The sequence below is a fragment of the Streptomyces sp. NPDC058239 genome (assembly GCF_042882185.1).
Lineage (GTDB): Bacteria > Actinomycetota > Actinomycetes > Streptomycetales > Streptomycetaceae > Streptomyces.
This window is the reverse complement of record NZ_JBHVWS010000027.1, coordinates 81269-103603: the sequence shown is the minus strand read 5'-3', so window position 1 is coordinate 103603 and position 22335 is coordinate 81269. Positions and strand designations below refer to the sequence as shown.

The 22335-nt window shown below is 69.9% G+C and carries 23 protein-coding genes; 13 read left to right on the top strand and 10 right to left on the bottom strand.

Annotated features, from left to right (window positions below):
- Window positions 1–79 precede the first annotated feature (79 nt).
- Both ACFVYE_RS26590 and ACFVYE_RS26585 read right to left on the bottom strand, forming a co-directional pair.
- Window positions 80–601 carry a hypothetical protein gene (locus ACFVYE_RS26590; RefSeq protein ID WP_383967855.1) on the bottom strand — a complete coding sequence of 174 codons (522 nt, stop codon included), beginning with the start codon at window positions 599–601 and terminating at the stop codon, window positions 80–82.
- A 12-nt stretch (window positions 602–613) separates the two neighbouring features.
- Complete coding sequence (locus ACFVYE_RS26585) at window positions 614–1729, bottom strand: magnesium and cobalt transport protein CorA (RefSeq protein ID WP_383967852.1); 1116 nt, start codon at window positions 1727–1729, stop codon at window positions 614–616.
- A gap of 409 nt (window positions 1730–2138) precedes the next feature.
- Here ACFVYE_RS26585 and ACFVYE_RS26580 point away from each other — a divergent pair, with 409 nt between their 5' ends.
- Window positions 2139–2774: a suppressor of fused domain protein gene (locus ACFVYE_RS26580; RefSeq protein ID WP_383967849.1), complete on the top strand. Its 636-nt coding sequence runs from the start codon at window positions 2139–2141 to the stop codon at window positions 2772–2774.
- Window positions 2775–2877: 103 nt separating this feature from the next.
- On the opposite strand, the gene ACFVYE_RS26575 is transcribed toward ACFVYE_RS26580, so the two are convergent.
- Window positions 2878–4110, bottom strand: coding sequence for an MFS transporter (locus tag ACFVYE_RS26575; protein ID WP_383967846.1), 1233 nt, complete (start codon window positions 4108–4110; stop codon window positions 2878–2880).
- A 157-nt stretch (window positions 4111–4267) separates the two neighbouring features.
- Here ACFVYE_RS26575 and ACFVYE_RS26570 point away from each other — a divergent pair, with 157 nt between their 5' ends.
- From ACFVYE_RS26570 to ACFVYE_RS26560, 3 genes are all read left to right on the top strand, one after another.
- On the top strand, window positions 4268–4906 hold the full coding sequence (locus tag ACFVYE_RS26570) for a DUF6758 family protein (protein WP_383967843.1): 639 nt from the start codon (window positions 4268–4270) through the stop codon (window positions 4904–4906).
- Window positions 4907–5034: 128 nt separating this feature from the next.
- The gene (locus tag ACFVYE_RS26565) at window positions 5035–5904 is read left to right on the top strand and encodes a PHP domain-containing protein (RefSeq protein ID WP_383967840.1); all 870 of its coding nucleotides are present in this window, start codon (window positions 5035–5037) and stop codon (window positions 5902–5904) included.
- Between the two features lie 181 nt (window positions 5905–6085).
- The gene (locus ACFVYE_RS26560) at window positions 6086–6691 is read left to right on the top strand and encodes a MarC family protein (RefSeq protein WP_389607509.1); all 606 of its coding nucleotides are present in this window, start codon (window positions 6086–6088) and stop codon (window positions 6689–6691) included.
- A 76-nt stretch (window positions 6692–6767) separates the two neighbouring features.
- Here ACFVYE_RS26560 and ACFVYE_RS26555 read toward each other — a convergent pair whose 3' ends face one another.
- Complete coding sequence (locus tag ACFVYE_RS26555; protein WP_198676864.1) at window positions 6768–6920, bottom strand: hypothetical protein; 153 nt, start codon at window positions 6918–6920, stop codon at window positions 6768–6770.
- Window positions 6921–7141: 221 nt separating this feature from the next.
- On the opposite strand from ACFVYE_RS26555, the gene ACFVYE_RS26550 reads away from it, so the two are divergent.
- Window positions 7142–8029, top strand: coding sequence for an NYN domain-containing protein (locus ACFVYE_RS26550; RefSeq protein ID WP_093897496.1), 888 nt, complete (start codon window positions 7142–7144; stop codon window positions 8027–8029).
- A 17-nt stretch (window positions 8030–8046) separates the two neighbouring features.
- Here the strand turns inward: ACFVYE_RS26550 and ACFVYE_RS26545 are convergent, their stop codons facing one another.
- Window positions 8047–8895, bottom strand: coding sequence for an alpha/beta fold hydrolase (locus ACFVYE_RS26545; RefSeq protein WP_389607508.1), 849 nt, complete (start codon window positions 8893–8895; stop codon window positions 8047–8049).
- 131 nt (window positions 8896–9026) lie between these two features.
- Complete coding sequence (locus ACFVYE_RS26540) at window positions 9027–10874, bottom strand: DEAD/DEAH box helicase (RefSeq protein ID WP_389607507.1); 1848 nt, start codon at window positions 10872–10874, stop codon at window positions 9027–9029.
- A 474-nt stretch (window positions 10875–11348) separates the two neighbouring features.
- Between ACFVYE_RS26540 and ACFVYE_RS26535 the strand changes: the two genes are divergently transcribed.
- Window positions 11349–12083 carry a ferritin-like fold-containing protein gene (locus ACFVYE_RS26535; protein WP_327273067.1) on the top strand — a complete coding sequence of 245 codons (735 nt, stop codon included), beginning with the start codon at window positions 11349–11351 and terminating at the stop codon, window positions 12081–12083.
- Between the two features lie 52 nt (window positions 12084–12135).
- Here ACFVYE_RS26535 and ACFVYE_RS26530 read toward each other — a convergent pair whose 3' ends face one another.
- The 4 genes from ACFVYE_RS26530 to ACFVYE_RS26515 form a co-directional block, all read right to left on the bottom strand.
- A complete protein-coding gene (locus tag ACFVYE_RS26530; RefSeq protein WP_383967829.1) occupies window positions 12136–12405 on the bottom strand; it encodes a hypothetical protein in 270 nt (89 codons plus the stop codon).
- Between the two features lie 216 nt (window positions 12406–12621).
- Entirely contained in the window at window positions 12622–12849 is a 228-nt protein-coding gene (locus ACFVYE_RS26525; protein ID WP_218105578.1) for a DUF3107 domain-containing protein, read from the bottom strand.
- A 142-nt stretch (window positions 12850–12991) separates the two neighbouring features.
- Entirely contained in the window at window positions 12992–13633 is a 642-nt protein-coding gene (locus ACFVYE_RS26520) for a TetR/AcrR family transcriptional regulator (RefSeq protein ID WP_030915445.1), read from the bottom strand.
- 168 nt (window positions 13634–13801) lie between these two features.
- Complete coding sequence (locus tag ACFVYE_RS26515) at window positions 13802–14017, bottom strand: hypothetical protein (protein ID WP_383967825.1); 216 nt, start codon at window positions 14015–14017, stop codon at window positions 13802–13804.
- A 109-nt stretch (window positions 14018–14126) separates the two neighbouring features.
- On the opposite strand from ACFVYE_RS26515, the gene ACFVYE_RS26510 reads away from it, so the two are divergent.
- From ACFVYE_RS26510 to ACFVYE_RS26480, 7 genes are all read left to right on the top strand, one after another.
- Window positions 14127–15089, top strand: coding sequence for an alpha/beta fold hydrolase (locus ACFVYE_RS26510; RefSeq protein WP_389607506.1), 963 nt, complete (start codon window positions 14127–14129; stop codon window positions 15087–15089).
- Window positions 15090–15097: 8 nt separating this feature from the next.
- Window positions 15098–16354 carry a DUF3152 domain-containing protein gene (locus tag ACFVYE_RS26505; protein WP_389607505.1) on the top strand — a complete coding sequence of 419 codons (1257 nt, stop codon included), beginning with the start codon at window positions 15098–15100 and terminating at the stop codon, window positions 16352–16354.
- A gap of 167 nt (window positions 16355–16521) precedes the next feature.
- A complete protein-coding gene (locus ACFVYE_RS26500) occupies window positions 16522–16617 on the top strand; it encodes an Ms4533A family Cys-rich leader peptide (RefSeq protein ID WP_322110005.1) in 96 nt (31 codons plus the stop codon).
- Window positions 16618–16844: 227 nt separating this feature from the next.
- Window positions 16845–18569, top strand: a complete 1725-nt coding sequence (locus ACFVYE_RS26495) for an ABC transporter substrate-binding protein (protein WP_389607504.1) — start codon at window positions 16845–16847, stop codon at window positions 18567–18569.
- Window positions 18570–18571: 2 nt separating this feature from the next.
- Window positions 18572–19555 carry an ABC transporter permease gene (locus tag ACFVYE_RS26490; protein WP_389607503.1) on the top strand — a complete coding sequence of 328 codons (984 nt, stop codon included), beginning with the start codon at window positions 18572–18574 and terminating at the stop codon, window positions 19553–19555.
- Window positions 19552–20541: an ABC transporter permease gene (locus ACFVYE_RS26485; RefSeq protein ID WP_383967810.1), complete on the top strand. Its 990-nt coding sequence runs from the start codon at window positions 19552–19554 to the stop codon at window positions 20539–20541. Before ACFVYE_RS26490 ends, ACFVYE_RS26485 begins: the two co-directional genes overlap by 4 nt.
- On the top strand, window positions 20538–22157 hold the full coding sequence (locus ACFVYE_RS26480) for a dipeptide ABC transporter ATP-binding protein (protein ID WP_383967807.1): 1620 nt from the start codon (window positions 20538–20540) through the stop codon (window positions 22155–22157). Before ACFVYE_RS26485 ends, ACFVYE_RS26480 begins: the two co-directional genes overlap by 4 nt.
- The last annotated feature ends 178 nt before the right edge of the window (window positions 22158–22335 follow it).

Sequence of the window (22335 nt, the reverse complement as noted above, 5' to 3'; positions counted from 1 at the left end):
CACGCGGTCCAGGAGGTGGCCCTGTCCGGCGGATCAGAGGCCCCGCCCGGCGGATCAGGGCGGGACAGGCCCTGCTCCGTCAGCCCTTGAGTGCCCGCTTCAGCAGCCGCGGCAGTCCGGCCGGCACCGGCCGCCGCGTGGTCGCTGACGTCGGCAGGGGCGCGGCGGCCAGCGAGCCGTCCGGCAGCTCCGTACGGAATTCGCCGGGTGTCAGCCGCAGCACCCGGCATTCGCGCGCCCACCGCTCCGTCATCTGTTCGGCGTCCGGTGCGTTCAGCCGCTTGCCCTTGAGCTCGGCGACGGCGGCCTCCCACTCCTCGGAGTGCGGTGCGAGCTCCGTCACGGCGGCCGTCCAGGAGATCAGCCGGCCGCCCTTGTCCTTGCTGCGCACGGTCACCTCGGCGGCGGACCCGTCGCCGAGACCGGCCGGGAGCGGCTGCTCGCCGGGGCCGTCGCCGACCAGATGCACCGCACCCTCGTGCCAGACGTGCCACAGGGCCCGTGCGGGCCCGGTGCCCCGCACCCAGATGAGGCCCGACTTCTTGGTGGCCTCCTCGACGAGAGCCCGGCCCAGCGGCACGTCAGCGGCAGCAGCAGTCATACCCGAACTCTATTAGAGCCAGCCGTTGCGCTTGAGTGTGCGGTGGATGGAGAAGCAGACCACTCCGATGACGCCCAGCACCATCGGGTAGCCGTACTTCCAGCCCAGCTCGGGCATGTGCTTGAAGTTCATGCCGTAGACGCCGCAGATCATCGTCGGTACGGCGATGATGGCCGCCCAGGACGTGATCTTGCGCATGTCCTCGTTCTGCACGACGGTCGCCTGCGCCAGGTTGGCCTGGAGGATCGAGTTCAGCAGTTCGTCGAAGCCGATGACCTCTTCGTGAACCCGCGCCAGGTGGTCGGCGACGTCGCGGAAGTACTTCTGGATGTCGGGGTCGATCAGCCGCATCGGCCGCTCGCTCAGCAGCTGCATCGGCCGCAGCAGCGGCGACACCGCCCGCTTGAACTCCAGGACCTCACGCTTGAGCTGGTAGATCCGGCCTGCGTCCGAGCCGCGCGGGCTGCCCTTCGCGGGGGTGGAGAAGACCTCGATCTCCACCTCGTCGATGTCGTCCTGGACGGCGCCCGCCACCGCGATGTAGCCGTCGACGACATGGTCGGCGATGGAGTGCAGGACCGCGGAGGGTCCTTTGGCGAGCAGTTCGGGGTCGTCCTGCAGCCGGTGCCGCAGTGCGCGCAGCGAGCCGTGGCCGCCGTGCCGGACGGTGATGACGAAGTCCCGGCCGGTGAAGCACATCACCTCGCCGGTCTCGACGACCTCGCTGGTCGCGGTGAGCTCGGTGTGCTCGACGTAGTGGATGGTCTTGAAGACGGTGAAGAGGGTGTCGTCGTACCGCTCCAGCTTCGGCCGCTGGTGGGCGTGGACGGCGTCCTCGACGGCGAGCGGGTGGAGGCCGAACTCGCGGGCGATACCGGCGAATTCCTCCTCGGTCGGCTCGTGCAGGCCGATCCAGGCGAAGCCGCCCTCCTCGCGCACCTGGAGCATCGCCTCGTGCGGCGTGCGGCAGGTGCCGGTCTCCACGCGCCGTCCGTCGCGGTAGACCGCGCAGTCGACGACCGCGCTGGAGGCGGACGGGTCACGGGTGGTGTCGTAACTGTTGTGCAGGGTGTTGCTCTTGCGCAGGGACGGGCGCACGGCGGCGCGCAGGTCGCGGATCATCGACATGGCTGGCTCCTTCACGGAGGGCCGTCGTCGGGCACGTGGAACAGCCCGGAATGGGGACGTGCGCTCACGTCCGCAAAGCGGGCGGCACCGCAGCGGCGCGATGACGGCGTTCGCTACAGACAGGCAAAAATGGGGTGCTCTTCCGTCGTGCGCAATGCCATGGGCCTTGACCGAGAAGGCTTCAGATCACCGAAGAGCGGTGAGGAGCGGAAGAGCGGTTGGTACTGCACGGTCGACTTCGATCCATTGCAGCCCCACCTCCTCCAGCCGGTCCCCCGTGGGGGATGACGTGTCGTCGGGACTGAGAGCGACGCTTCTGCGTGCTGCCCCGACCAGCGGCCAAGACTATCAGCCGACTGAGGGCCAATCCTTTACTTTGCCCGTTCCATACGCGTCCTATGCTCGCAGGATGGGAGAAATTCTTGCTCTGGTCGAGGCCCGGCTGCTGACGGCCCTCGGCGAACCGGACGCGCGCGCCGCAGTGACGTTTCTCGGGACGGACCGCATCGAGGTGCTCCGCTTCGCCGACGGCGACGTGGTGCGCTACGCCACGCTCGGCATGTCCGCACAGCCGATGGCCGACCCGGCCGCGGCCCTCGCGGACCCGGTGAAGGGCCCGCGCGCCGAGCTGGTCCTCTCCGTGCGCGCCGGACTCGCCGACACCGACAAGGTGCTGCGTCCGCTGGCCGTGCTGGCCGCCACCCCGCAGGTCGAGGGGTTGATCGTGGCGCCCGGCGCCTCGCTGGACCTCGGCGAACCGCTGTGGCCCGGGGCGCCGTTCAGCTCCGTACTGGTTGCCGAGCCGGGCGGTCTGGTGGAGGACCTCGATCTGAATGAGCCTGCGCCGCGCAGCGGCTCCGTGGGGGGCGGTGGCCGGGAGGCGGGTGGGCCGATGGAGCCGGTGCGGTTCCTGCCCCTGCTGCCGATGACGCACAACGAGGCCGCGTGGAAGCGGGTCCGCGGTGCGCAGGAGCTCCGGGAGCGGTGGCTCTCGCACGGTACGGATCTGCGTGATCCGCTGCGTGGCTCCGTGGCGCTGGACTGAGATGCGGGACCGGCCGGCTGAGTCGTGCCGGGCATACGGGAAGCCCCGCCGCGCAGCCAGGAGGGGGAGCCGCGGGCGGGGCAGAACCGGGTTTGCGTCGTGGTCAGTTGGCGAAGACCGTGACGCCGTCCTCGCCGGCGTGCCTGGGCTCGAGCTCCTCTGCCTCGTGGGTCAGCGCCGTACGCCGGATCCAGACGACGGCCGCACCGACGACGGCCGCGATCGCGGCGACCACGAACGGGATGTGGATGTTGCTCCACTCCTCGATCTTCGGTGCGAGGTACGGGGCGGCGGCCGCGGCGAACCAGCGGACGAAGTTGTAGCCCGCGCTCGCCACCGGGCGCGGCGCGTCCGACACACCGAGCGCCAGCTCCGTGTAGACGGTGTTGTTCATGCCGATGAAGGCGCCGGAGACGATCGTGCAGACGATGGCGGCGGTGTGGTTGCCGTATCCCAGGATCACGAGGTCGACGGCGAGCAGCACCAGCGAGGCGCCGAGCACCTTCAGCGACCCGAAGCGCTTCTGCAGCAGCGGGGCGACGAGCACCGAGAAGATCGCGAGCAGCAGGCCCCAGGCGAAGAAGACCGCGCCCGACTTGTACGGCGTCATGTTCAGCACGAACGGTGTGAACGCCAGGATCGTGAAGAACGCGTAGTTGTAGAAGAACGCCGAGGTCGCGACGGAGGCCAGGCCGCCGTGGCCGAGCGCCTTGACCGGGTCGAGCAGTGAGGTCTTCCTGGCGGGCTTGGGCTGCTCCTTCAGGAACGCCGTGATGCAGATGAAGCCGATCGCCATCAGCGCGGCCGTGCCGAAGAACGGGTAGCGCCAGCTGGCGTCACCGAGCAGGGCGCCGAGCAGCGGTCCGCAGGCCATGCCGAGACCGAGCGCCGACTCGTAGAGCAGGATCGCCGCCGAGCTGCCGCCGGCCGCCGCACCGACGATCACGGCGAGCGCGGTCGATACGAAGAGCGCGTTGCCCAGCCCCCAGCCGGCCCGGAAGCCGACGAGTTCGGCGACGGACGACGAGGTGCCGGAGAGCGCCGCGAAGACGACGACGAGCGCGAGGCCGGTCAGCAGCGTCTTGCGGCCGCCGATCCGGCTGGACACGAAGCCGGTGACGAGCATCGCCACGGCGGTGATCAGGAAGTACGAGGTGAAGAGCAGCGACACCTGGCTCGGCGTCGCCTCCAGGCCCTTGGCGATGGACGGGAGAATCGGGTCCACCAGGCCGATTCCCATGAACGCGACAACAGAAGCGCCCGCCGTGGCCCAGACGGCCTTCGGCTGGCGCAGGATGCTGCCCGCTCCCTGATCGAACGGATCCTCTCCCTGCATGGGTCTTCTCGCTCTCCACTAGGTCGTTGCGTTATACACAGAATAAGTTAGAGGGACTAATGAATGCAAGTTACATCTAATTCTGCTGGTGGGAGCCGCGCTGCGGACGGGTGATCATCCTTGACGCGGCGACGGTCCTGGAGGACCGTTGGACGCTATGAGGGGCGAACCCAGTTGCCCGAAGTGTGGAGGCCGGGTCAGGGCACCCGGTCTCTTTTCCGACACCTGGCAGTGCGCGGTGCACGGCAGTGTGCATCCGCTGCAGCCGGTCGTCCCGCCCAGCGTCGAGGCGCTGAGCGTGGTGGTGCAGCGCGCTCAGGTCCCGGTGTGGATGCCCTGGCCGCTGCCGGTGGGCTGGCTGTTCACCGGTGTGGCGAGCGCGGGTGACGACCGCAGTGGTGGTCGCGCCACCGTCGTCGCCTGTTCCGGCCCCGGCCCCGTCGGCGGTATCGGCGAGCTGCTGCTCGTCACCGAGGAACTCGGTGTCGGACTCGGGGCGCGCTACGCCGGGATCGACGGCCTCGACCCCGGCCCGTATCTGCATGTCGACGGCCCGCCGGACGTGAAGATGCTCGCCGCCGGCCGCCCCACCCCGCTCTGGAACGTCAAGGGAGCGCCCGAGGACCGGGCGGTCTTCGCGGGCGAGGCGCGCGGGCTCTGGCTCTGGGCGATCGTCTGGCCCGAGCAGTCGGGGCTCCTGATGTACGACGAGCTGGTGCTCGCCGATCTGCGCGAGGCCGGGGGTGAGATGGACCTCGTGCCGTGCGGGGCGCTCACACCTCGCCTGCTCAACTAGGGCCTGTCCGGCGGACCGGCTCCGGCACCCCGGGTACCCGCAGGGCCTTCGGGCCCGGCCGGGCACCGCTCGAATGCCGGTTATCCTTGGATGTCCCCTTGTCCGGCCCGAGCAGTGGAGTACGCGTCGTGCGCATCGACCTGCACACCCACTCCAGCGCGTCGGACGGTACGGACACCCCCGCCGAGCTGGTGCTCGGGGCAGCCGCCGCAGGCCTCGACGTCGTCGCCCTCACCGACCACGACACCGTGCGCGGTCACGCCGAGGCGATCTCCGCCCTTCCGGAGGGGCTCACCCTCGTCACCGGCGCCGAGCTCTCCTGCCGGATCGACGGCGTGGGCCTGCACATGCTGGCGTACCTCTTCGACCCCGATGAGCCCGAGCTGGAACGCGAACGCGAGCTGGTACGGGACGACCGGGTGCCGCGTGCCCGGACCATGGTGGGCAAGCTCCAGACGCTCGGCGTTCCGATCGAGTGGGAGCAGGTCGCGAGGATCGCCGGGGACGGATCGGTCGGCAGGCCGCACATCGCCACCGCGCTCGTCGAGCTGGGCGTCGTCGAGACGGTTTCCGACGCCTTTACGCCCGAATGGCTCGCGAACGGCGGACGCGCGTACGCCGAGAAGCACGAACTCGACCCCTTCGACGCGATCCGGCTGGTCAAGGCCGCCGGTGGCGTCACCGTCTTCGCCCACCCGCTCGCTGTCAAGCGCGGTGAGGTGGTGCCCGAGTCGACGATTGCGCGGCTCGCCGCCGCGGGCCTGGACGGCATCGAGGTCGACCACATGGACCACGACGAGCCGACCAGGGCCAGGCTGCGCGGGCTCGCCCGGGAGCTGGGGCTGCTGACGACCGGGTCCAGCGACTACCACGGCAGCCGCAAGACCGTCGGGCTCGGCGAGTACACCACCGACCCCGAGATCTACGGCGAGATCACCCGGCGCGCCACGGGTGCCTTCCCGGTGCCGGGCGCCGGCGGACCCCGCCGCCCCGCGTAACGACACACGCGTCGTCGCCGGGGCGTGAAACCCCTCGCCGCCCTGCCGGGCGGCCGGACGCGTACCGCCACTCGTCCCACTACTGCGTTCCACTTCTGCGCACCCGGCCGCCAGGCCGCCGTCATGGCTTCGGGGTGCGCTCCTTCAGGCCGTTTCTCGCTCTCCTCTCGCAAGGCTCACTGTGTTCGACGTCGCTGTCTTCGGATCCCTTTTTCTCACGCTTTTTGTGATTATGGATCCCCCCGGGATCACCCCGATCTTTCTTGCCCTCACCGCCGGACGCCCCGCAAAGATGCAGCGCAGGATGGCGCTGCAGGCGGTGGCCGTCGCCTTCGGCGTGATCGCCGTCTTCGGTGTGCTCGGCCAGCAGATCCTCGACTATCTGCATGTATCGGTGCCCGCCCTGATGATCGCGGGCGGACTGCTTCTTCTGCTGATCGCGCTCGATCTGCTGACCGGCAAGACCGACGAGCCGACGCAGACCAAGGACGTCAATGTGGCGCTCGTACCGCTGGGCATGCCGCTGCTCGCCGGGCCCGGTGCGATCGTGTCGGTGATCCTCGCGGTCCAGCACGCCGACAGCGTGGGAAGCCAGATCTCGGTCTGGTCGGCGATCATCGCCATGCACATCGTGCTCTGGCTGACCATGCGCTACTCGCTGCTCATCATCCGGGTCATCAAGGACGGCGGTGTCGTGCTGGTGACCAGGCTCGCCGGAATGATGCTCTCCGCCATCGCCGTACAGCAGATCATCAACGGGGTCACCCAGGTCATCCAGAGCTCCTGAGGCGCTCGCGGACACCACAGCGCCCCCGTACGGACCTTCCGTACGGGGGCGCTTCGTCTTTGAGCGTCGTAATGCGTTACGAAGCCGAGCTTTCGGCCGGGCGGATATAGATGCGCTGGCCTATGGCTGCGGCCTGCTGCACGATCCGGTTGACGGAGGCGGCGTCCACGACGGTGCTGTCCACGGCGGTACCGTCGACATCGTCGAGTCGCATGATCTCGAAGCGCATAAGGCTTCCCTTCGTCTGATCCTCCTGCTGGAGAACTACTGGGAGGACGGGTGACCCGTCCGCAAGGATGAGAGCGCCCGACACCTACGTCTTGCGCTCCACGAGGTGTTCAACGGCTTGCCTCCTGCAAACATTCCCTACGCTAAGGAAATTTTTTGGATGTCTAAGTACCAGCAGGTCATCGAGCGCGATCCGGCGACGAGGCCCACGACGAGGCCCGAATGAACGAGGCAGAGATTCGCGAGCGCCTGGACCGCACCAACGAGCTGCTCCAGCGCGTGCTCGCCGAGGTGTCGAAGACCCCCTCGACCCACGCGATCTTCGTGGACGCGGGTTATGTGTACGCCGCGGCCGGACTGCTCGTCACCGGCACCGAGGACCGCCGCTCCTTCGACCTCGACGCGGAAGGGCTGATCGAGGCCTTCATCGACAAGGCCCGCACGATCTTCGCGGACAGCAGGCTGCTGCGCGTGTACTGGTACGACGGAGCCAGGCGACGCATCCACACCGTCGAGCAGCAGTCCATCGCCGAACTCCCCGACGTCAAGGTCAGACTCGGCAACCTCAACGCCAACAACCAGCAGAAGGGCGTCGACTCACTCATCCGCACCGACCTCGAATCGCTCGCCCGGCACCGCGCCATCAGCGACGCGGCACTGGTCGGCGGCGACGAGGACCTGGTGTCGGCGGTCGAGGCGGCGCAGGGGTACGGCGCCCGGGTGCACCTGTGGGGCATCGAGGCGGGGGAGGGGCGCAACCAGGCCGAACCGCTGCTCTGGGAGGTCGACAGCCAGCGCACCTTCGACTTGGACTTCTGCCGCCCGTACGTCACCAGACGCCCCGTCACCACCTACGAGGACGACACCCCCGCGCCCTCGCGCGAAGACGTCCGCTTCGTCGGTGCACAGATCGCCGCTGCCTGGCTGGCCGCCCGGGGCCGCGAGTCCCTCGCGGATCTGCTGCCCGGACATCCGTATCTGCCGGGCTCCGTCGACCAGGACCTGCTGGTCGAGGCCGAACGGCTGCTGCAGCACTCGCTGCGCGGCCACGCACATCTGCGGCGGGCGCTGCGTGACGGTTTCTGGCAGCACCTGCAGGCGCAGTACTGAGTTCTGGCAGTTGTCGCCTACAGGCTGTCCCAGAAGGAGACGAGCGCGGCCGCCGTCTGCTCCGGACGGTCCGTATTGGGAGAGTGCTCGGCGCCCGCGATCCGGGTGCGGCGCGCGCCCAGCCGCTGGGCCATCTCGTCGAGCAGCGGCACCGGCCAGGTGTCGTCGCGCTCGCCGGAGAGAACATGGAGGGGCAGAGGTACGGCGGCGAGTTCGGCCACCCGGTCCGGCTCGGTCGCCAGCTGGCGGCCGGTGGCGATCAGCTGGGCGGGTTGGTGGCGCAGCCAGCGCCGGCGCAGAGCCTCGCCGTCCGTCGCCGCGTCCTCGGGCGGGTCGAGGGCGCGCATCGCCTCCCACACCTCGGCCATGCTCAGCGTCGCGAGCGCGTCGCCGAGCATCTTCACCTTGAGCTGCTGGGCCTCGGTGACCTGTGCCGGTCCGGACGACATGAGGGTCAGCGAACGGAACGGCGAGGCGTCCAGCAGCACGGCGGCGCGGGCGATCTGCCCGCCCAGCGAGTGCCCGACCAGATGCACGGGGCCCTCGCCGCCTATGCCGGGAGCGGTGGCCTGCGCGAGCACATCACGGGCCAACTCGCCTTGTGCGTAGTCCCCTTGACGGGTCGTCCCCTCGGTCTCGTACTGTCCGCGACCGTCCACGGCGACGGTCCGGTACCCGGCGTCGCAGAGCGGTTCGAGGAGTGCGATGAAGTCCTCCTTGCTGCCTGTGTAACCGGGCAGCAGGAGGGCGGTACCGCGTGGCGCGGTGTGCGGCGAGGCGTCAAGCACGGCGAAGTCCCCGCGCGCGGTGCGGAGCTGGCGGGCGTGGGCGCAGGGGGGCGGGGCGAAGGTGGGCGGCCGACTCATGGGACGAGGTTATGTCCTCGAACGCCGGACGGGCTTGAGGATGCCCTCAAGCCCGTCCGGCGAAATCAAGCCCCTCAGGTGTTCGAGGAGCGGGTCCAAGGCGGAGCCCCGGACCAATCAGTGCTCTGTGCTCAGCCCTCGGTCTTGGCAGCAGCCGCACGCGGCGCCCGCCGCCTCCGCGGCTTCGCCTCGCCCTCGGCGACCGGGGCCTGGGCCACAGCCTCCGTCTTCGGCTTGGCTGCCGCACGGGTGCGGCGACGCGGCTTGGTCTCCGGGTTGGGCTCGGAGATCGGCGCGATCTGGAAGTCGACCTCGTCCTCGGCGGGCTTGATGACGCGGGCGCGGCGACGCGGCTTGGTCACCGTCCTCGCCTCGGGCACCGGCTCGGCGATGGGCGCGATCTGGAAGTCGACCTCGTCCGCGACCGGCTTCACGACGGCGGCCCGGGTGCGGCGGCGGCGCGGCTTGGTCTCGGTCGCGGGCTCGGCCTCCACCTCGGTCTTCGTGGCGACGGCGGCGGCCGGAGCCTCCACCGTGGTCACAGCGGCCTCGGCTGCGATGTCCGGGGTGCCGACACGGGTACGGCGGCGGCGGCGCGGCGTACGCGGCTCCGACGGGGCGTCGTCCACCTCGATGGACGGGGCCGGCACCGTGGCGGTGGTGGCGGCAGCCTCTTCGACCGCGGAGCCGCCCCGCGTACGACGACGCTGACGCGGCGTACGCGGCGCACGCTCCTCACGGACGGCGGGCGTCGAGGGCGCGGCGGAGGACTTGCGACCGCGGCCGCCCGTCTCGCCCAGGTCCTCGATCTCCTCGGCCCGCAGACCCGCACGGGTCCGCTCGGTGCGCGGCAGGACACCCTTGGTGCCGGCCGGGATGTCGAGCTCCTCGAAGAGGTGCGGAGAGGTGGAGTACGTCTCGACCGGGTCGGGGAACTTCAGGTCGAGCGCCTTGTTGATCAGCTGCCAGCGCGGGATGTCGTCCCAGTCGACCAGCGTGATCGCGATGCCCTTGGCACCCGCACGGCCGGTCCGGCCGATGCGGTGGAGGTATGTCTTCTCGTCCTCCGGCGACTGATAGTTGATGACGTGGGTCACACCCTCGACATCGATACCGCGGGCCGCCACGTCGGTGCAGACGAGCACGTCCACCTTGCCGTTGCGGAACGCGCGCAGTGCCTGCTCGCGCGCGCCCTGGCCGAGGTCGCCGTGGACCGCGCCGGACGCGAAACCGCGCTTCTCCAGCTGCTCGGCGATGTCGGCGGCCGTGCGCTTCGTACGGCAGAAGATCATCGCGAGTCCGCGGCCGTTGGCCTGCAGGATGCGGGAGACCATCTCCGGCTTGTCCATCGAGTGGGCCCGGAAGACATGCTGCGAGATGTTCGCGACGGTCGCGCCCTCGTCGTCGGGCGAGGTGGCGCGGATGTGCGTCGGCTGCGACATGTAGCGCCGCGCGAGGCCGATGACGGCGCCCGGCATGGTCGCCGAGAACAGCATCGTCTGCCGCTTCGGCGGAAGCATGGTGATGATCTTCTCGACGTCGGGCAGGAAGCCCAGGTCGAGCATCTCGTCGGCCTCGTCGAGCACGAGTGCGCGGACGTGCGAGAGGTCGAGCTTGCGCTGCCCGGCGAGGTCGAGCAGCCGGCCCGGGGTGCCGACGATCACATCGACGCCCTTCTTCAGGGCCTCGACCTGCGGCTCGTACGCGCGACCGCCGTAGATCGCGAGAACGCGGACGTTGCGCACCTTGCCGGCGGTCAGCAGGTCGTTGGTGACCTGCTGGCAGAGCTCGCGGGTGGGGACGACGACCAGCGCCTGCGGCGCCTCGGTCAGCTGCTCGGGCTCGGCCCGGCCCGCCTCGACGTCAGCGGGGACGGTGACGCGCTCCAGCAGCGGCAGACCGAAACCGAGGGTCTTGCCGGTGCCGGTCTTGGCCTGGCCGATGACATCGGAGCCGGAGAGCGCGACGGGGAGCGTCATCTCCTGGATGGGGAACGGGGACACAATGCCGACGGCCTCAAGGGCCTCGGCCGTCTCGGGAAGAATCCCGAGGTCTCGGAACGTAGTCAGGGTGCTGCCTCTTCTGTGAGACGCGGTCCGAGGCGAACGCTGGGGGTCGTACCGTGCCGGGGTTGGTCATCCGGCCGTGGATGGGCCGGGTGGCGCGGGACCACTGCCGTCGCTCGAGCGCTCGTGCCGCTGAGGGGGCCCCTCATCTGCGGTCGTACGTGGCGTACGCCCCGCGTGGAGGGCTGTCGGGTCGGAGCCGATCGGGCCACCGACCGGGCATCCTCATTCAATTTGCGCCACCGGTACATCCAAAATACTCAGTAGGCGCAATACCACTGTACCCCGGATTTGCGCATGTGTGTTGGGCGAATTCATCGGAACGGTGTGATGTCACTGGCTGACCAGGCCCTTCCATCCCCCGTCGGGCGGGCTATTCTGCGCTTCATGGAGACGCCTGACAACGCCAATGAAGCCCCCGTGCTCACCGGAATCGCCGCCCAGGACTGGGCCACCGCATCCGTGGAGCCGCAGTACCGAGCAGCGGTCGTGGACCTGCTGGGAGCACTTGCGTACGGGGAGCTGGCGGCCTTCGAGCGGCTCGCCGAGGACGCCAAACTCGCGCCGACGCTGGCCGACAAGGCGGAGCTGGCAAAGATGGCCTCCGCCGAATTCCATCACTTCGAGCGGCTGACGGACCGGCTGACCGCGATCGAGGTGGAGCCGACGGGCGCGATGGAGCCGTTCGCCAAGGCGCTCGACGACTTCCACCGCCAGACCGCGCCGTCGGACTGGCTGGAGGGCCTGGTCAAGGCCTACGTCGGCGATTCGATCGCCAGCGACTTCTACCGCGAGGTCGCCGCCCGGCTCGACTCGGACACCCGCTCCCTCGTCCTCGCCGTGCTCGACGACACGGGGCACGGCAACTTCGCCGTCGAGAAGGTGCGCGCCGCGATCGAGGCCGACCCGCGTGTCGGCGGGCGGCTCGCGCTGTGGGCGCGCCGGCTGATGGGCGAGGCGCTTTCGCAGGCACAGCGGGTGGTGGCCGACCGCGACGCACTGTCGACGATGCTCGTCGGGGGTGTGGCCGACGGTTTCGACCTGGCGGAGGTCGGCCGGATGTTCTCGCGGATCACCGAGGCGCACACCAAGCGGATGGCCGCGCTCGGGCTCGCCGCGTAGTCGCGGTTCACCGGGGCCGTCCGGCGTCCGTTCCCGCGGGTGCCGGACGGCCTCAGGCCGCCGCTGATCGGCTCAGGTGGTGGCTACCGGGGCGGACCAGCAGGGAGAGCGTCACGGCCCCGATCAGCACCGCGCCGACCAGCGTGGCCACGACGTGGTCCGGGCCCAGCACCGAGTGCATGAGAAACGCACCGAACACGGCTCCCAGAGCACCGGTGGCGAAGACGGCACGGCGGGACGGGAGCCGGTGCGGCATCGAGCGGAGTGCCAACCAGGCCAGGGCGAGTCCGAGCACGACTGAGCCGAGGAATTCCAAGATCACAGATGATCACCTCGCGAGTTGCGGGGCGGGTAAATCGGTCGTTAGCGGTACTACCCGAGGGTTGCGGAACGCAACCCTCCTTGAACAGGGTTCGCACCGGAATCGCCCGGCTGACGGAAACGCGGACGCGGACCGGAAAGCGGGCCGGAACGGAAAACGGCCCGGTGGGAAATTCCCACCGGGCCGCTGCCACGGTCACCGCTTCGAGCGTGCTGCCTACAGCGCGCCGAACCCCACGCGTCGCGTGCTCGGCTCGCCGATCTCCACGTACGCGATCCGGTCGGCCGGCACCAGGACCTTGCGGCCCTTCTCGTCCGTGAGGCTGAGCAGCTGCGCCTTACCGGTGAGAGCCTCGGCGACCGTGCTCTCGACCTCTTCGGCGGAAAGCCCGCTCTCCAGAACGATCTCCCGGGGCGTGTGCTGCACCCCGATCTTGACCTCCACGGCTATGTCCCTCCGACGGTCAGTCCCTGCGCGGTGAACCGCGCCGTACGCAGCACACATTAGCCCGCTGAGGGGATTCGCCAGCGGTCGGCGGGCAACGCCCGCAGCGAACACGGGCGCCGACCGCACCCGGCGGCTTCCGTCAGTGCTGATCGATGCCGTGCAGCGGGAAGCCCGCGATGCCCCGCCAGGCCAGCGAAGTGAGCAGTTGCACCGCCGTGTCCCGCGGAATGGCGGACTGGCTGGAGAGCCAGTAACGGGCGACCACCTGGGAGACACCGCCCAGACCCACCGCGAGCAGCATGGACTCGTCCTTGGACAGTCCCGTGTCGCCGGCGATGACGTCGGAGATGGCCTCCGCGCACTGCAGCGAGACCCGGTCGACGCGCTCGCGCACCGCGGGCTCATTGGTCAGGTCCGACTCGAAGACCAGCCGGAAGGCGCCGCCCTCGTCCTCGACGTATGCGAAGTACGCGTCCATCGTCGCGGCGACGCGCAGCTTGTTGTCGGTCGTCGATGCCAGCGCCGTACGGACCGCCTGGAGCAGCGACTCGCAGTGCTGGTCGAGCAGGGCCAGATAGAGCTCCAGCTTGCCCGGGAAGTGCTGATAGAGCACCGGCTTGCTGACCCCCGCCCGCTCGGCGATGTCGTCCATCGCGGCGGAGTGGTAACCCTGCGCCACAAATACTTCCTGCGCGGCGCCCAGCAGCTGGTTGCGTCGGGCGCGGCGGGGCAGTCGAGTGCCCCGCGGGCGCGCCGCCTCGGTCTGCTCGATGGCTGTCACGCCGCCTCCCAAATTTGTGATCGGACACAGCCTTTCCATGCACGCTGCGCCATACAGCCATCGTACTTTTGGGTAACCCGGGTATGCGCGGCGCGGACGCAGAATTTCACGGACCGGACGGCTGCGGTAGCCATGGACTCGTCGACCGATGGGGCAAAGCGGGGCGTATCAGCGGTAATCATCTTCATCCTGTGTGACAACACGAGCCTGCTCCGCCGCATCCGCCTCATTGGCGCTGTCCCGGTCGATGTCCGTGAGCGGTTCGTCCTGTCGCTGCTGGAGATCGGCCTGCTGCTCGGCGGCGTCCGCCCGGGGCGTCTCCTGGTCCGGTTCGTCCGGTTGGATGTCCTCGAAGGTCTCCGGGTCACTGGGGTCGACCGTCATGGTGACTCCCTTCCTTGCTTCGAGCCTAGGAGCTACCCCTGCAAGCCGCTATGCGGTGTGTGACCGCGAACACATGAACCGCGGTGTGATCGTCTCGTAACATTGCCGCATGTCTTCGACCGAGCTGCCGGGAGTCCGCGCCGCCACCGCGGTGGCCCCCATGGTGAGCACCGTCAGGGTCGCGGAGGGGGAGGAGCTTCGCTCCGTCGCGCTGCCCGGACTGACGCTGGCCGTCCGATCCCGGCCGCCGGAGCGGACCGGGCTGCCGCCCGCGCTCTATGTGCACGGGCTCGGCGGCTCCTCGCAGAACTGGTCGGCGCTGATGCCGCTGCTCCAGGACCTGGTGGACGGCGAGGCGGTCGATCTGCCCGGGTTCGGCGACTCGCCGCCGCCGGACGACGGCAACTACTCGGTCACCGGGCATGCCCGTGCCGTGATCCGGTTCCTCGACGCGGGGGAGCGCGGGCCCGTCCATCTGTTCGGCAATTCGCTCGGCGGCGCCGTGGCCACCCGGGTTGCCGCGGTCCGCCCCGACCTGGTGCGCACCCTCACCCTCATCTCGCCCGCGCTCCCCGAGGTCCGGGTGCAGTGGCCCGCCGTACCGACCGGACTGCTCGCCGTTCCGGGCGTCGCAACCCTGTTCGCCAGGATGACCAGGGACTGGACCGCGGAAGAGCGCACGCGCGGCGTCATGGCACTCTGTTACGGCGATCCGGCGCGCGTCTCCGAATCGGGCTTCCGTGAAGCGGTGGGCGAAATGGAGCGTCGGCTGGAGCTGCCGTACTTCTGGGACGCGATGGCGCGCTCGGCACGTGGCATCGTCGATGCGTACACGCTGGGCGGGCAGCACGGACTGTGGCGCCAGGCCGAGCGGGTGCTCGCACCGACCCAGCTCGTGTACGGCGGACGGGACCAGCTGGTCTCGTACCGGATGGCACGCAGGGCGTCCGCGGCCTTCCGCGATTCGCGGCTGCTGACACTGCCCGACGCGGGGCACGTGGCGATGATGGAGTACCCGGAGGCGGTCGCCCAGGCGTTCCGGGAACTGCTCGACGAACGCGGTGGGAGCTGATCCGGGGCGTGGGACGACATAGTCGGAAGGGCCCCAAACCCACGGGGCCCGATATCGAGGCCGCCGTCGCGAATACGGGCGGTGATCGCGAGGCCGTACATCCGGGGCCCGGCAGTGGGCGGCGCCGGAGGCAGGCCGAGGCACCGGCCGGTGCGGACGGACACGCCCCGTTCCGGCAGACCGGCCACGTCCGCGGCGGCCACCCCGAACAACGCGAACCCGGCGGCGGCTGGGGGACCGGGCCGCAGCAGACGGTGCCCCGGCGCCAGCAGCAGGCCGGTACCCGGCCGCTGGTACCGGGACCGCGGCGCGAGTTCGTCGAGGCGTTCGACGCGCCCCCCGCACTCCCCGTGCCCCGTGGGCCTTCCGCCCCGCCGACCGATCGGTACAGCTCGGTCGGCGAGTGGGACGAGCGGCCGCCGCACGGCGACACCGACGCGCCGACGCCCGCCAAGGACGGCAAGGGCGCCAGGGGCCGCACCTTCACCGGTATCGCGGCCGCCGCGGTGACCACCGTGCTCGCGGTGGTCGTGGCCGGGCAGGTCACCCACGACAGCGGCGGCACCAGTGCCGCGCAGCCCGCGGATGTCGACCGGGACGGCACCGACGGCGCCTCCCGCTCGAACGACCGGCCGACCCCGAAGGTGGCGCAGGTCAAGCCTCTTTCGTACGCGGAGAAGATGGCCAAGGCGTATCCGCTCTCCCCGGAGCTCCACGGGGCCGGGAAGTTCGAGGCGGTTCCGGGGACGGCGAAGGCCCCGGGCAGAGGCCACAAGTACCTCTACCGGATCGATGTCGAGAAGGGCCTCGGGCTCGACGCCTCGCTCTTTGCCCGTGCCGTCCAGGAGACGCTCAACGACGACCGCAGCTGGGCGCACGACGGCGCCATGACGTTCGAGCGGATCTCCTCCGGCGACCCCGATTTCGTGATCACCCTGGCCAGTCCCGGGACCACCGGGGACTGGTGCCGGAAGTCGGGTCTGGACACGACCGAGGACAATGTCTCGTGCGACTCCGCGGCGACCGAACGCGTGATGATCAACGCCTACCGCTGGGCGCAGGGGTCGTCGACGTTCGGCCCGGACAAACTCTTCGCCTACCGCCAGATGCTGATCAACCATGAGGTCGGTCACCGGCTGGGGCACGACCATGTGAGCTGCAGCACGCCGGGATCCCTCGCACCGGTGATGCAGCAGCAGACCAAGTCCCTGGACATCGACGGGATCAAGTGCCGGCCCAACGCCTGGGTGTATCCGAGCAGTTGAGTCGAAAAGGGCCGGACCGGGGGGGTGTGCGGGGTCGTCTCGTCGATCGAGCCGACCCCGCCGTCATCTGCCGGTCGGTGCGTCCACGCCCTCAAGCAGTCCATATGTTGAGATGGTCGTCTCATTCTGCGTTGACATCTCCTGGGCGGTGATCCATATTTCTCGACATGTCACGCAGCCCCGTCACCCCCGAACGCGCCGCCATAGAGCTGGCGCTCATCGGCGTGACCGGGCACAGCGTCGCCGACATCCACTGTTGCTGACGCCTGCCTCAGCGCGCGTCGGCCCCCTGTCCGAGCCCTGAACCGGCCCGGACGACCATGCACGACTGCCGCGCCTGGGCGCACTCCGTCCGCAGGCGCGACAGTTTCAGTGTTCCGGTCATCTTTTCCATGTGCCGACCGGTTGTGTGCACTCGCTCTCGTTGCTGCCTGCACGGAAATTCCCTCCGTTCTTTTCTTCAGGCAGTACTCCGAGAGGTCACCTTCCGATGCGTCAACCGTCCGTCATATCGCGCCGCGTGGCAGCGGCCGCCGCAGTACTCGTCGTGGCTGCGGGTGCCGCGGCCTGCGGGCCCCAGGACAGCAAGGACAGCGACGGCAATTCCGGCGCAGCGGGCACGCCCGAGAAGGGCGGCACGCTCACCGTCCTCAACAGCAAGCCGCAGGATGACTTCGACCCCGCCCGGCTCTACACCTCCGGCGGTGGCAACGTCCCGTCCCTCGTCTTCCGTACGCTCACCACCCGCAACCGGGAGGACGGCGCGGCCGGCGCGAAGGTCGTCCCGGACCTGGCGACCGACCTGGGCACGCCCAGCAAGAACGCCACCGTGTGGACGTACACCCTCAAGGACGGCCTGAAATACGAGGACGGCACCGCGATCACGAGTGCCGACATCAAGTACGGCATCGAGCGCTCCTTCGCCGCCGAGCTCTCCGGCGGTGCGCCCTACCTGCGCGACTGGCTGATCGGCGGGGCCGACTACCAGGGCCCGTACAAGGACAAGAAGGGCCTCGACTCGATCGAGACGCCCGACGCGAAGACGATCGTCTTCCACCTCAACAAGCCGGAGGGCGAATTCCCCTTCCTGGCCACGCAGACCCAGACGACCCCGGTGCCGAAGGCCAAGGACAAGGGCACCAAGTACGAGGAGCACCCGATCTCCTCGGGGCCGTACAAGGTCGTCAAGAACGAGGGCGACGGCGAGCGCCTCGTCCTGGAGCGCAACCCGCACTGGTCGCCCGCGACCGACGAGGAGCGCAAGGCCTACCCCGACCGGATCGACGTGCGCTCCGGGCTCGACTCCGCCGTCATCAACCAGCGCCTCTCCGCATCACAGGGCGCCGACGCGGCCGCCGTCACCACCGACACCAACCTGGGCCCGGCCGAGCTCGCCAAGGTCACCGGCGACAAGAAGCTCGCCGCCCGTGTCGGCACCGGCCACTTCGGCTACACCAACTACATCGCCTTCAACCCGAAGGTGAAGCCGTTCGACAACCCGAAGGTGCGCCAGGCGATCTCGTACGCCGTCGACCGCTCCTCCGTGGTCAACGCGGCCGGCGGCTCCTCGCTCGCCGAGCCCGCCACCACCTTCCTCCCCGACCAGAAGTCCTTCGGGTACACCCCGTACGACTACTTTCCGGCCGGGAAGTCCGGCAACGCCGCCAAGGCCAAGGAGCTGCTGAAGGAGGCCGGCTACCCCAAGGGGCTGACCGTCACTCTCGCGCACTCCAACGACAAGGACTACGCCACCAGCCCGGAGATCGCCACCGCGCTCCAGGAGGCGCTGAAGAAGGCCGGCATCACCGTCAAGCTCCAGGGCCTGGAGAGCAACGACTACTCCGACACGGTCTACAACGTGAAGAGCGAGCCCGGCTTCTTCCTCAGCGGCTGGGGCGCCGACTGGCCGTCCGGCGGTCCGTTCTTCGCACCGATCTTCGACGGACGCCAGATCGTCAAGGCCGGGTACAACTTCAACTCCGCCCAGCTGAACGACCCCGCGGTCAACAAGGAGATCGACGAGATCAACAAGCTGACCGACCTGAGCGCCGCCGCGAAGCGCTGGGGCGCGCTCGACGAGAAGGTCGGTGAGCAGGCACTGACCGTGCCGCTGTTCCACCCGGTCTACAAGCGCCTGTACGGCGAGTCCATCAAGAACGTCGTGATCAGCGACTGGACCGGTGTGCTCGACATCTCGCAGGTCGCGGTCAAGTAACCATGGCCGAAGCTCTATTGGCCGAGGAGGCGGGAGCCGTCAAGGCCCCCGCCTCCGGGGCCCATCCGTTCTGGCAGCGGCTGCGCGCCCGGCGCGCGGCCCTCGTGGCGGCCGTCGTCGTCGCCCTGCTGGTCCTGATCGCGCTCGCCGCACCGCTGCTTGCGGGCATCGAGGGCCAGGACCCCACCACGTACCACCCGGATCTCGTCGACTCCGCCACCGGAGGGGTGCCGCTCGGCTCCTTCGGCGGGATCAGCGCCGAGCACTGGCTCGGCGTCGAACCGCTCACCGGACGCGACCTGTTCGCACGCGTCGTCCACGGGGCACGGGTCTCGCTCGGCGTCGCGCTCGCCGCCACCCTGCTCCAGGTGATCATCGGGGTCGGTGTCGGCCTCGCGGCCGGGCTCGGCAACCGCTTCGTCGACCAGGCACTCAGCCGGGTCACCGACGTCGTGGTCGCGCTGCCCGTCATGGTGATCGCGCTCGGCGCGCTCGCCGTCGTCCCCACGAGCTTCCCGCGCCCGGTCCTGATCGCCGTGATCATCGGCCTGGTCGGCTGGTCCGGCATCTCGAAGATCGTGCGTGCCCAGACGCTCGCGCTGAAATCGCTCGACCATGTCTCCGCCGCCCGGCTCAGCGGCTGGGGCTCCTGGCAGATCGCCAAGCGCGAACTGCTGCCCGCACTGGCCGCGCCCGTCATCACGTACGCCGTGCTGCTCTTCCCGGCCGACATCGTCGTCGAAGCGGCCCTGTCCTTCCTCGGCGTCGGCATCAAGCCGCCCACACCCTCCTGGGGACAGATGCTCAGCGACGCCGACACCTGGTACCAGGCGGCGCCCACCTATCTGCTGATCCCCGCCCTGCTGCTCTTCGTCACCGTGCTGGCGCTGACCGTCCTCGGCGAGGGCGTACGCACGGCACTCGACCCACGCGCCGAATCCCGGCTGCGGATCGGCACCGGCCGGAAGAAGGAGGCCGACGCATGAGGTGGTTCCTGCTCAGGCGCCTCGGCGGGGCGCTCTTCGTGCTGCTCGCGCTGAGCATCGTCGTCTACGCGGCCTTCTACGTCGCCCCCGGCAACGTCGCACAGATCGCCTGCGGTCCGCGCTGCTCGCCCGCGCAGGTGGCACAGGTCAGCGAACAGCTGCACCTGGGCGACCCGTTGTACATGCAGTACGCGCACTTCCTCCAGGGTCTCTTCGTCGGCCGCGACTACTCGACCGGAACCGGGGTGCTGCACTGCCAGGCGCCCTGCCTGGGGCTCTCGTACCAGAGCGACCAGCAGGTCACCGAGCTGATCCTGGCCAAGCTCCCGGCGACCGCCTCGCTCGCCGTCGGCGCCTTCGTGCTGTGGATGCTGCTCGGTGTCGGCACCGGGCTGCTCTCGGTGTGGCGGCGCGGCCGGCCGACCGAGCGCATCCTCACCGGGATCACTCTGGCCGGCATGGCCACACCGGTCTTCGTCATCGGCCTGCTGCTGATCATCATCCTGGTCACGGCGCTCCAGATCCTGCCGTTCCCGGACTATGTGCCCCTCACCGAGAACCCCGAGCAATGGGCCTGGAACCTGCTGCTGCCCTGGATCTCGCTGGCTCTGGTGTCCGCGGCCCCGTACGCCCGGATGACCCGGGCCTCGATGCTGGAGACCCTGGCCGAGGACCATGTGCGCACCTTCAGGGCGTACGGGGTCAGCGAGCGGGCGCTCGTCGGACGGCACGCGCTGCGCGGTGCGCTGGCGCCGGTGATCGCGCTCGGCGCACTGGACATCGGCTCGATGTTCGGCGGCGCCGTACTCACCGAATCCCTCTTCGGGATCCCGGGGGTCGGCCGCGAACTCGTCGACGCCGTGAAGCACGTGGACCTTCCGGTGGTCGTCGGTCTGGTGCTCGTCACCGGATTCTTCGTCGTCCTTGCCAATGCCGTCGCGGACATTCTGCAGGCGATGGCCGACCGACGGGTGGTGCTGGCATGAGCCTGGTCGAAGTCTCCGATCTCTCGATCTCGTTCGGCGACGTACGAGCGGTGGAGAAGCTGTCGTTCTCGCTGGAGGCCGGCGGCGCACTCGGCGTCGTCGGTGAGTCCGGCTCCGGCAAGAGCGCGTCGGCGTACGCCCTGCTCGGACTGCACCGGGGGACCGGGGCCAGGGTCGACGGCTCGATCCGGGTCGCCGGGGTGGACGTGACCGCGGCGGACGACGCGGAACTGCGTGCCCTGCGGGGCGCGAAGGCGGCGATGGTCTTCCAGGACCCGCTGTCCTCGCTGGACCCGTACTACGCGGTGGGCGAGCAGATCGCCCAGGTGTACCGGGTCCACAACCGTGCCTCCCGGCGGGTGGCGCGGGCCCGGGCCGTCGAGGTGCTGGACCGGGTCGGGATTCCCGACGCGGTACGGCGCTCCCGGTCCAGGCCGCACGAGTTCTCCGGCGGGATGCGGCAGCGGGCACTGATCGCGATGGCCCTGGCCTGCGAACCCCAGCTGCTGATCGCCGACGAGCCGACGACCGCCCTGGACGTCACCGTCCAGGCCCAGATCCTGGATCTGCTGCACAATCTGCGGCGGGAGACGGGCATGGGGTTGCTGCTGGTCACGCATGACGTGGGCGTGGCAGCCGAATCGGTCGACGAGGTACTGGTCATGCAGTCGGGGCGGGCGGTGGAACGGGGGCCGGTGGGCGAGGTGCTCATGGCGCCGCGCGAGCCGTACACGCAGGCGCTGCTGGCGGCGGTGCCACGCATTCCGGCCCGCCCGGCGGCCTCGGACGAGAAGCCGGCCGCGGACGAGGGCGAGGCATCCGTCGATGGTGAGGAACTCGTCGCGAGTGAGCCGCTCGTCGAAGCCGTCGACGTCCGGCAGGTGTTCGGCAGGGGCAAGTCCGCCCTCGCCGCCGTCGACGGTGTCTCCCTCACGGTCCGGCGCGGCGAAACCCTCGGCATCGTCGGCGAGAGCGGCAGCGGAAAGACCACCCTCGGGCGGATGCTCGTAGGACTGCTGGAGCCCACCTCCGGGCGGCTCACCCGCCGGGCCCGGGTGCAGATGGTCTTCCAGGACCCCGTCTCCTCCCTCAACCCGCGACGCTCTGTCGGCGAATCGGTCGCCGACCCGCTGCGGGCTTCCGGGGAGCGCGACGAGGTCGTGATCCGGGCCCGGGTACGGGATCTGCTGAAGCGGGTCGGGCTCGACCCCGAGCAGTACGACCGCTACCCGCACGAGTTCAGCGGCGGACAGCGCCAGCGCGTGGGGATTGCACGGGCACTGGCCGCCGAGCCGGAACTGATCGTCTGCGACGAGGCCGTCTCCGCACTCGATGTGACGACCCAGGCCCAGGTGACCGCCCTGCTGGCGCAGTTGCAGCGGGAGCTGGGGCTCGCCCTGGTCTTCATCGCGCACGACCTCGCCGTTGTACGGCAGGTCAGCGACCGGGTCGCCGTCATGCGACGGGGCCGGATCGTCGAGGAGGGTGAGGTGGACCAGGTGTACGGAGACCCCCGGGACCCGTACACCGAGCAGCTCCTGGCGGCCGTTCCCGCGCTCGATCCGGCGCTCGCGGCAGTGCGCCGCGCAGCCCGCAAGGAACTGGCCGCAGCCTGACCCTACGTGACCACCCGCTCCCATAGCGCGACAGAACGCTACCGGGGCGGGAAAGTTACGACGGTTCACCCCTTTCGGTGGGGGGGGGGGGGCCCCCCCCCCGGGCGCGCCCCCCGGGGCCCGAAGCGGGGGGCCGGCGGGGGGGGGGGGGGGACGGGGGGCCCCCCCCCACGGGGGT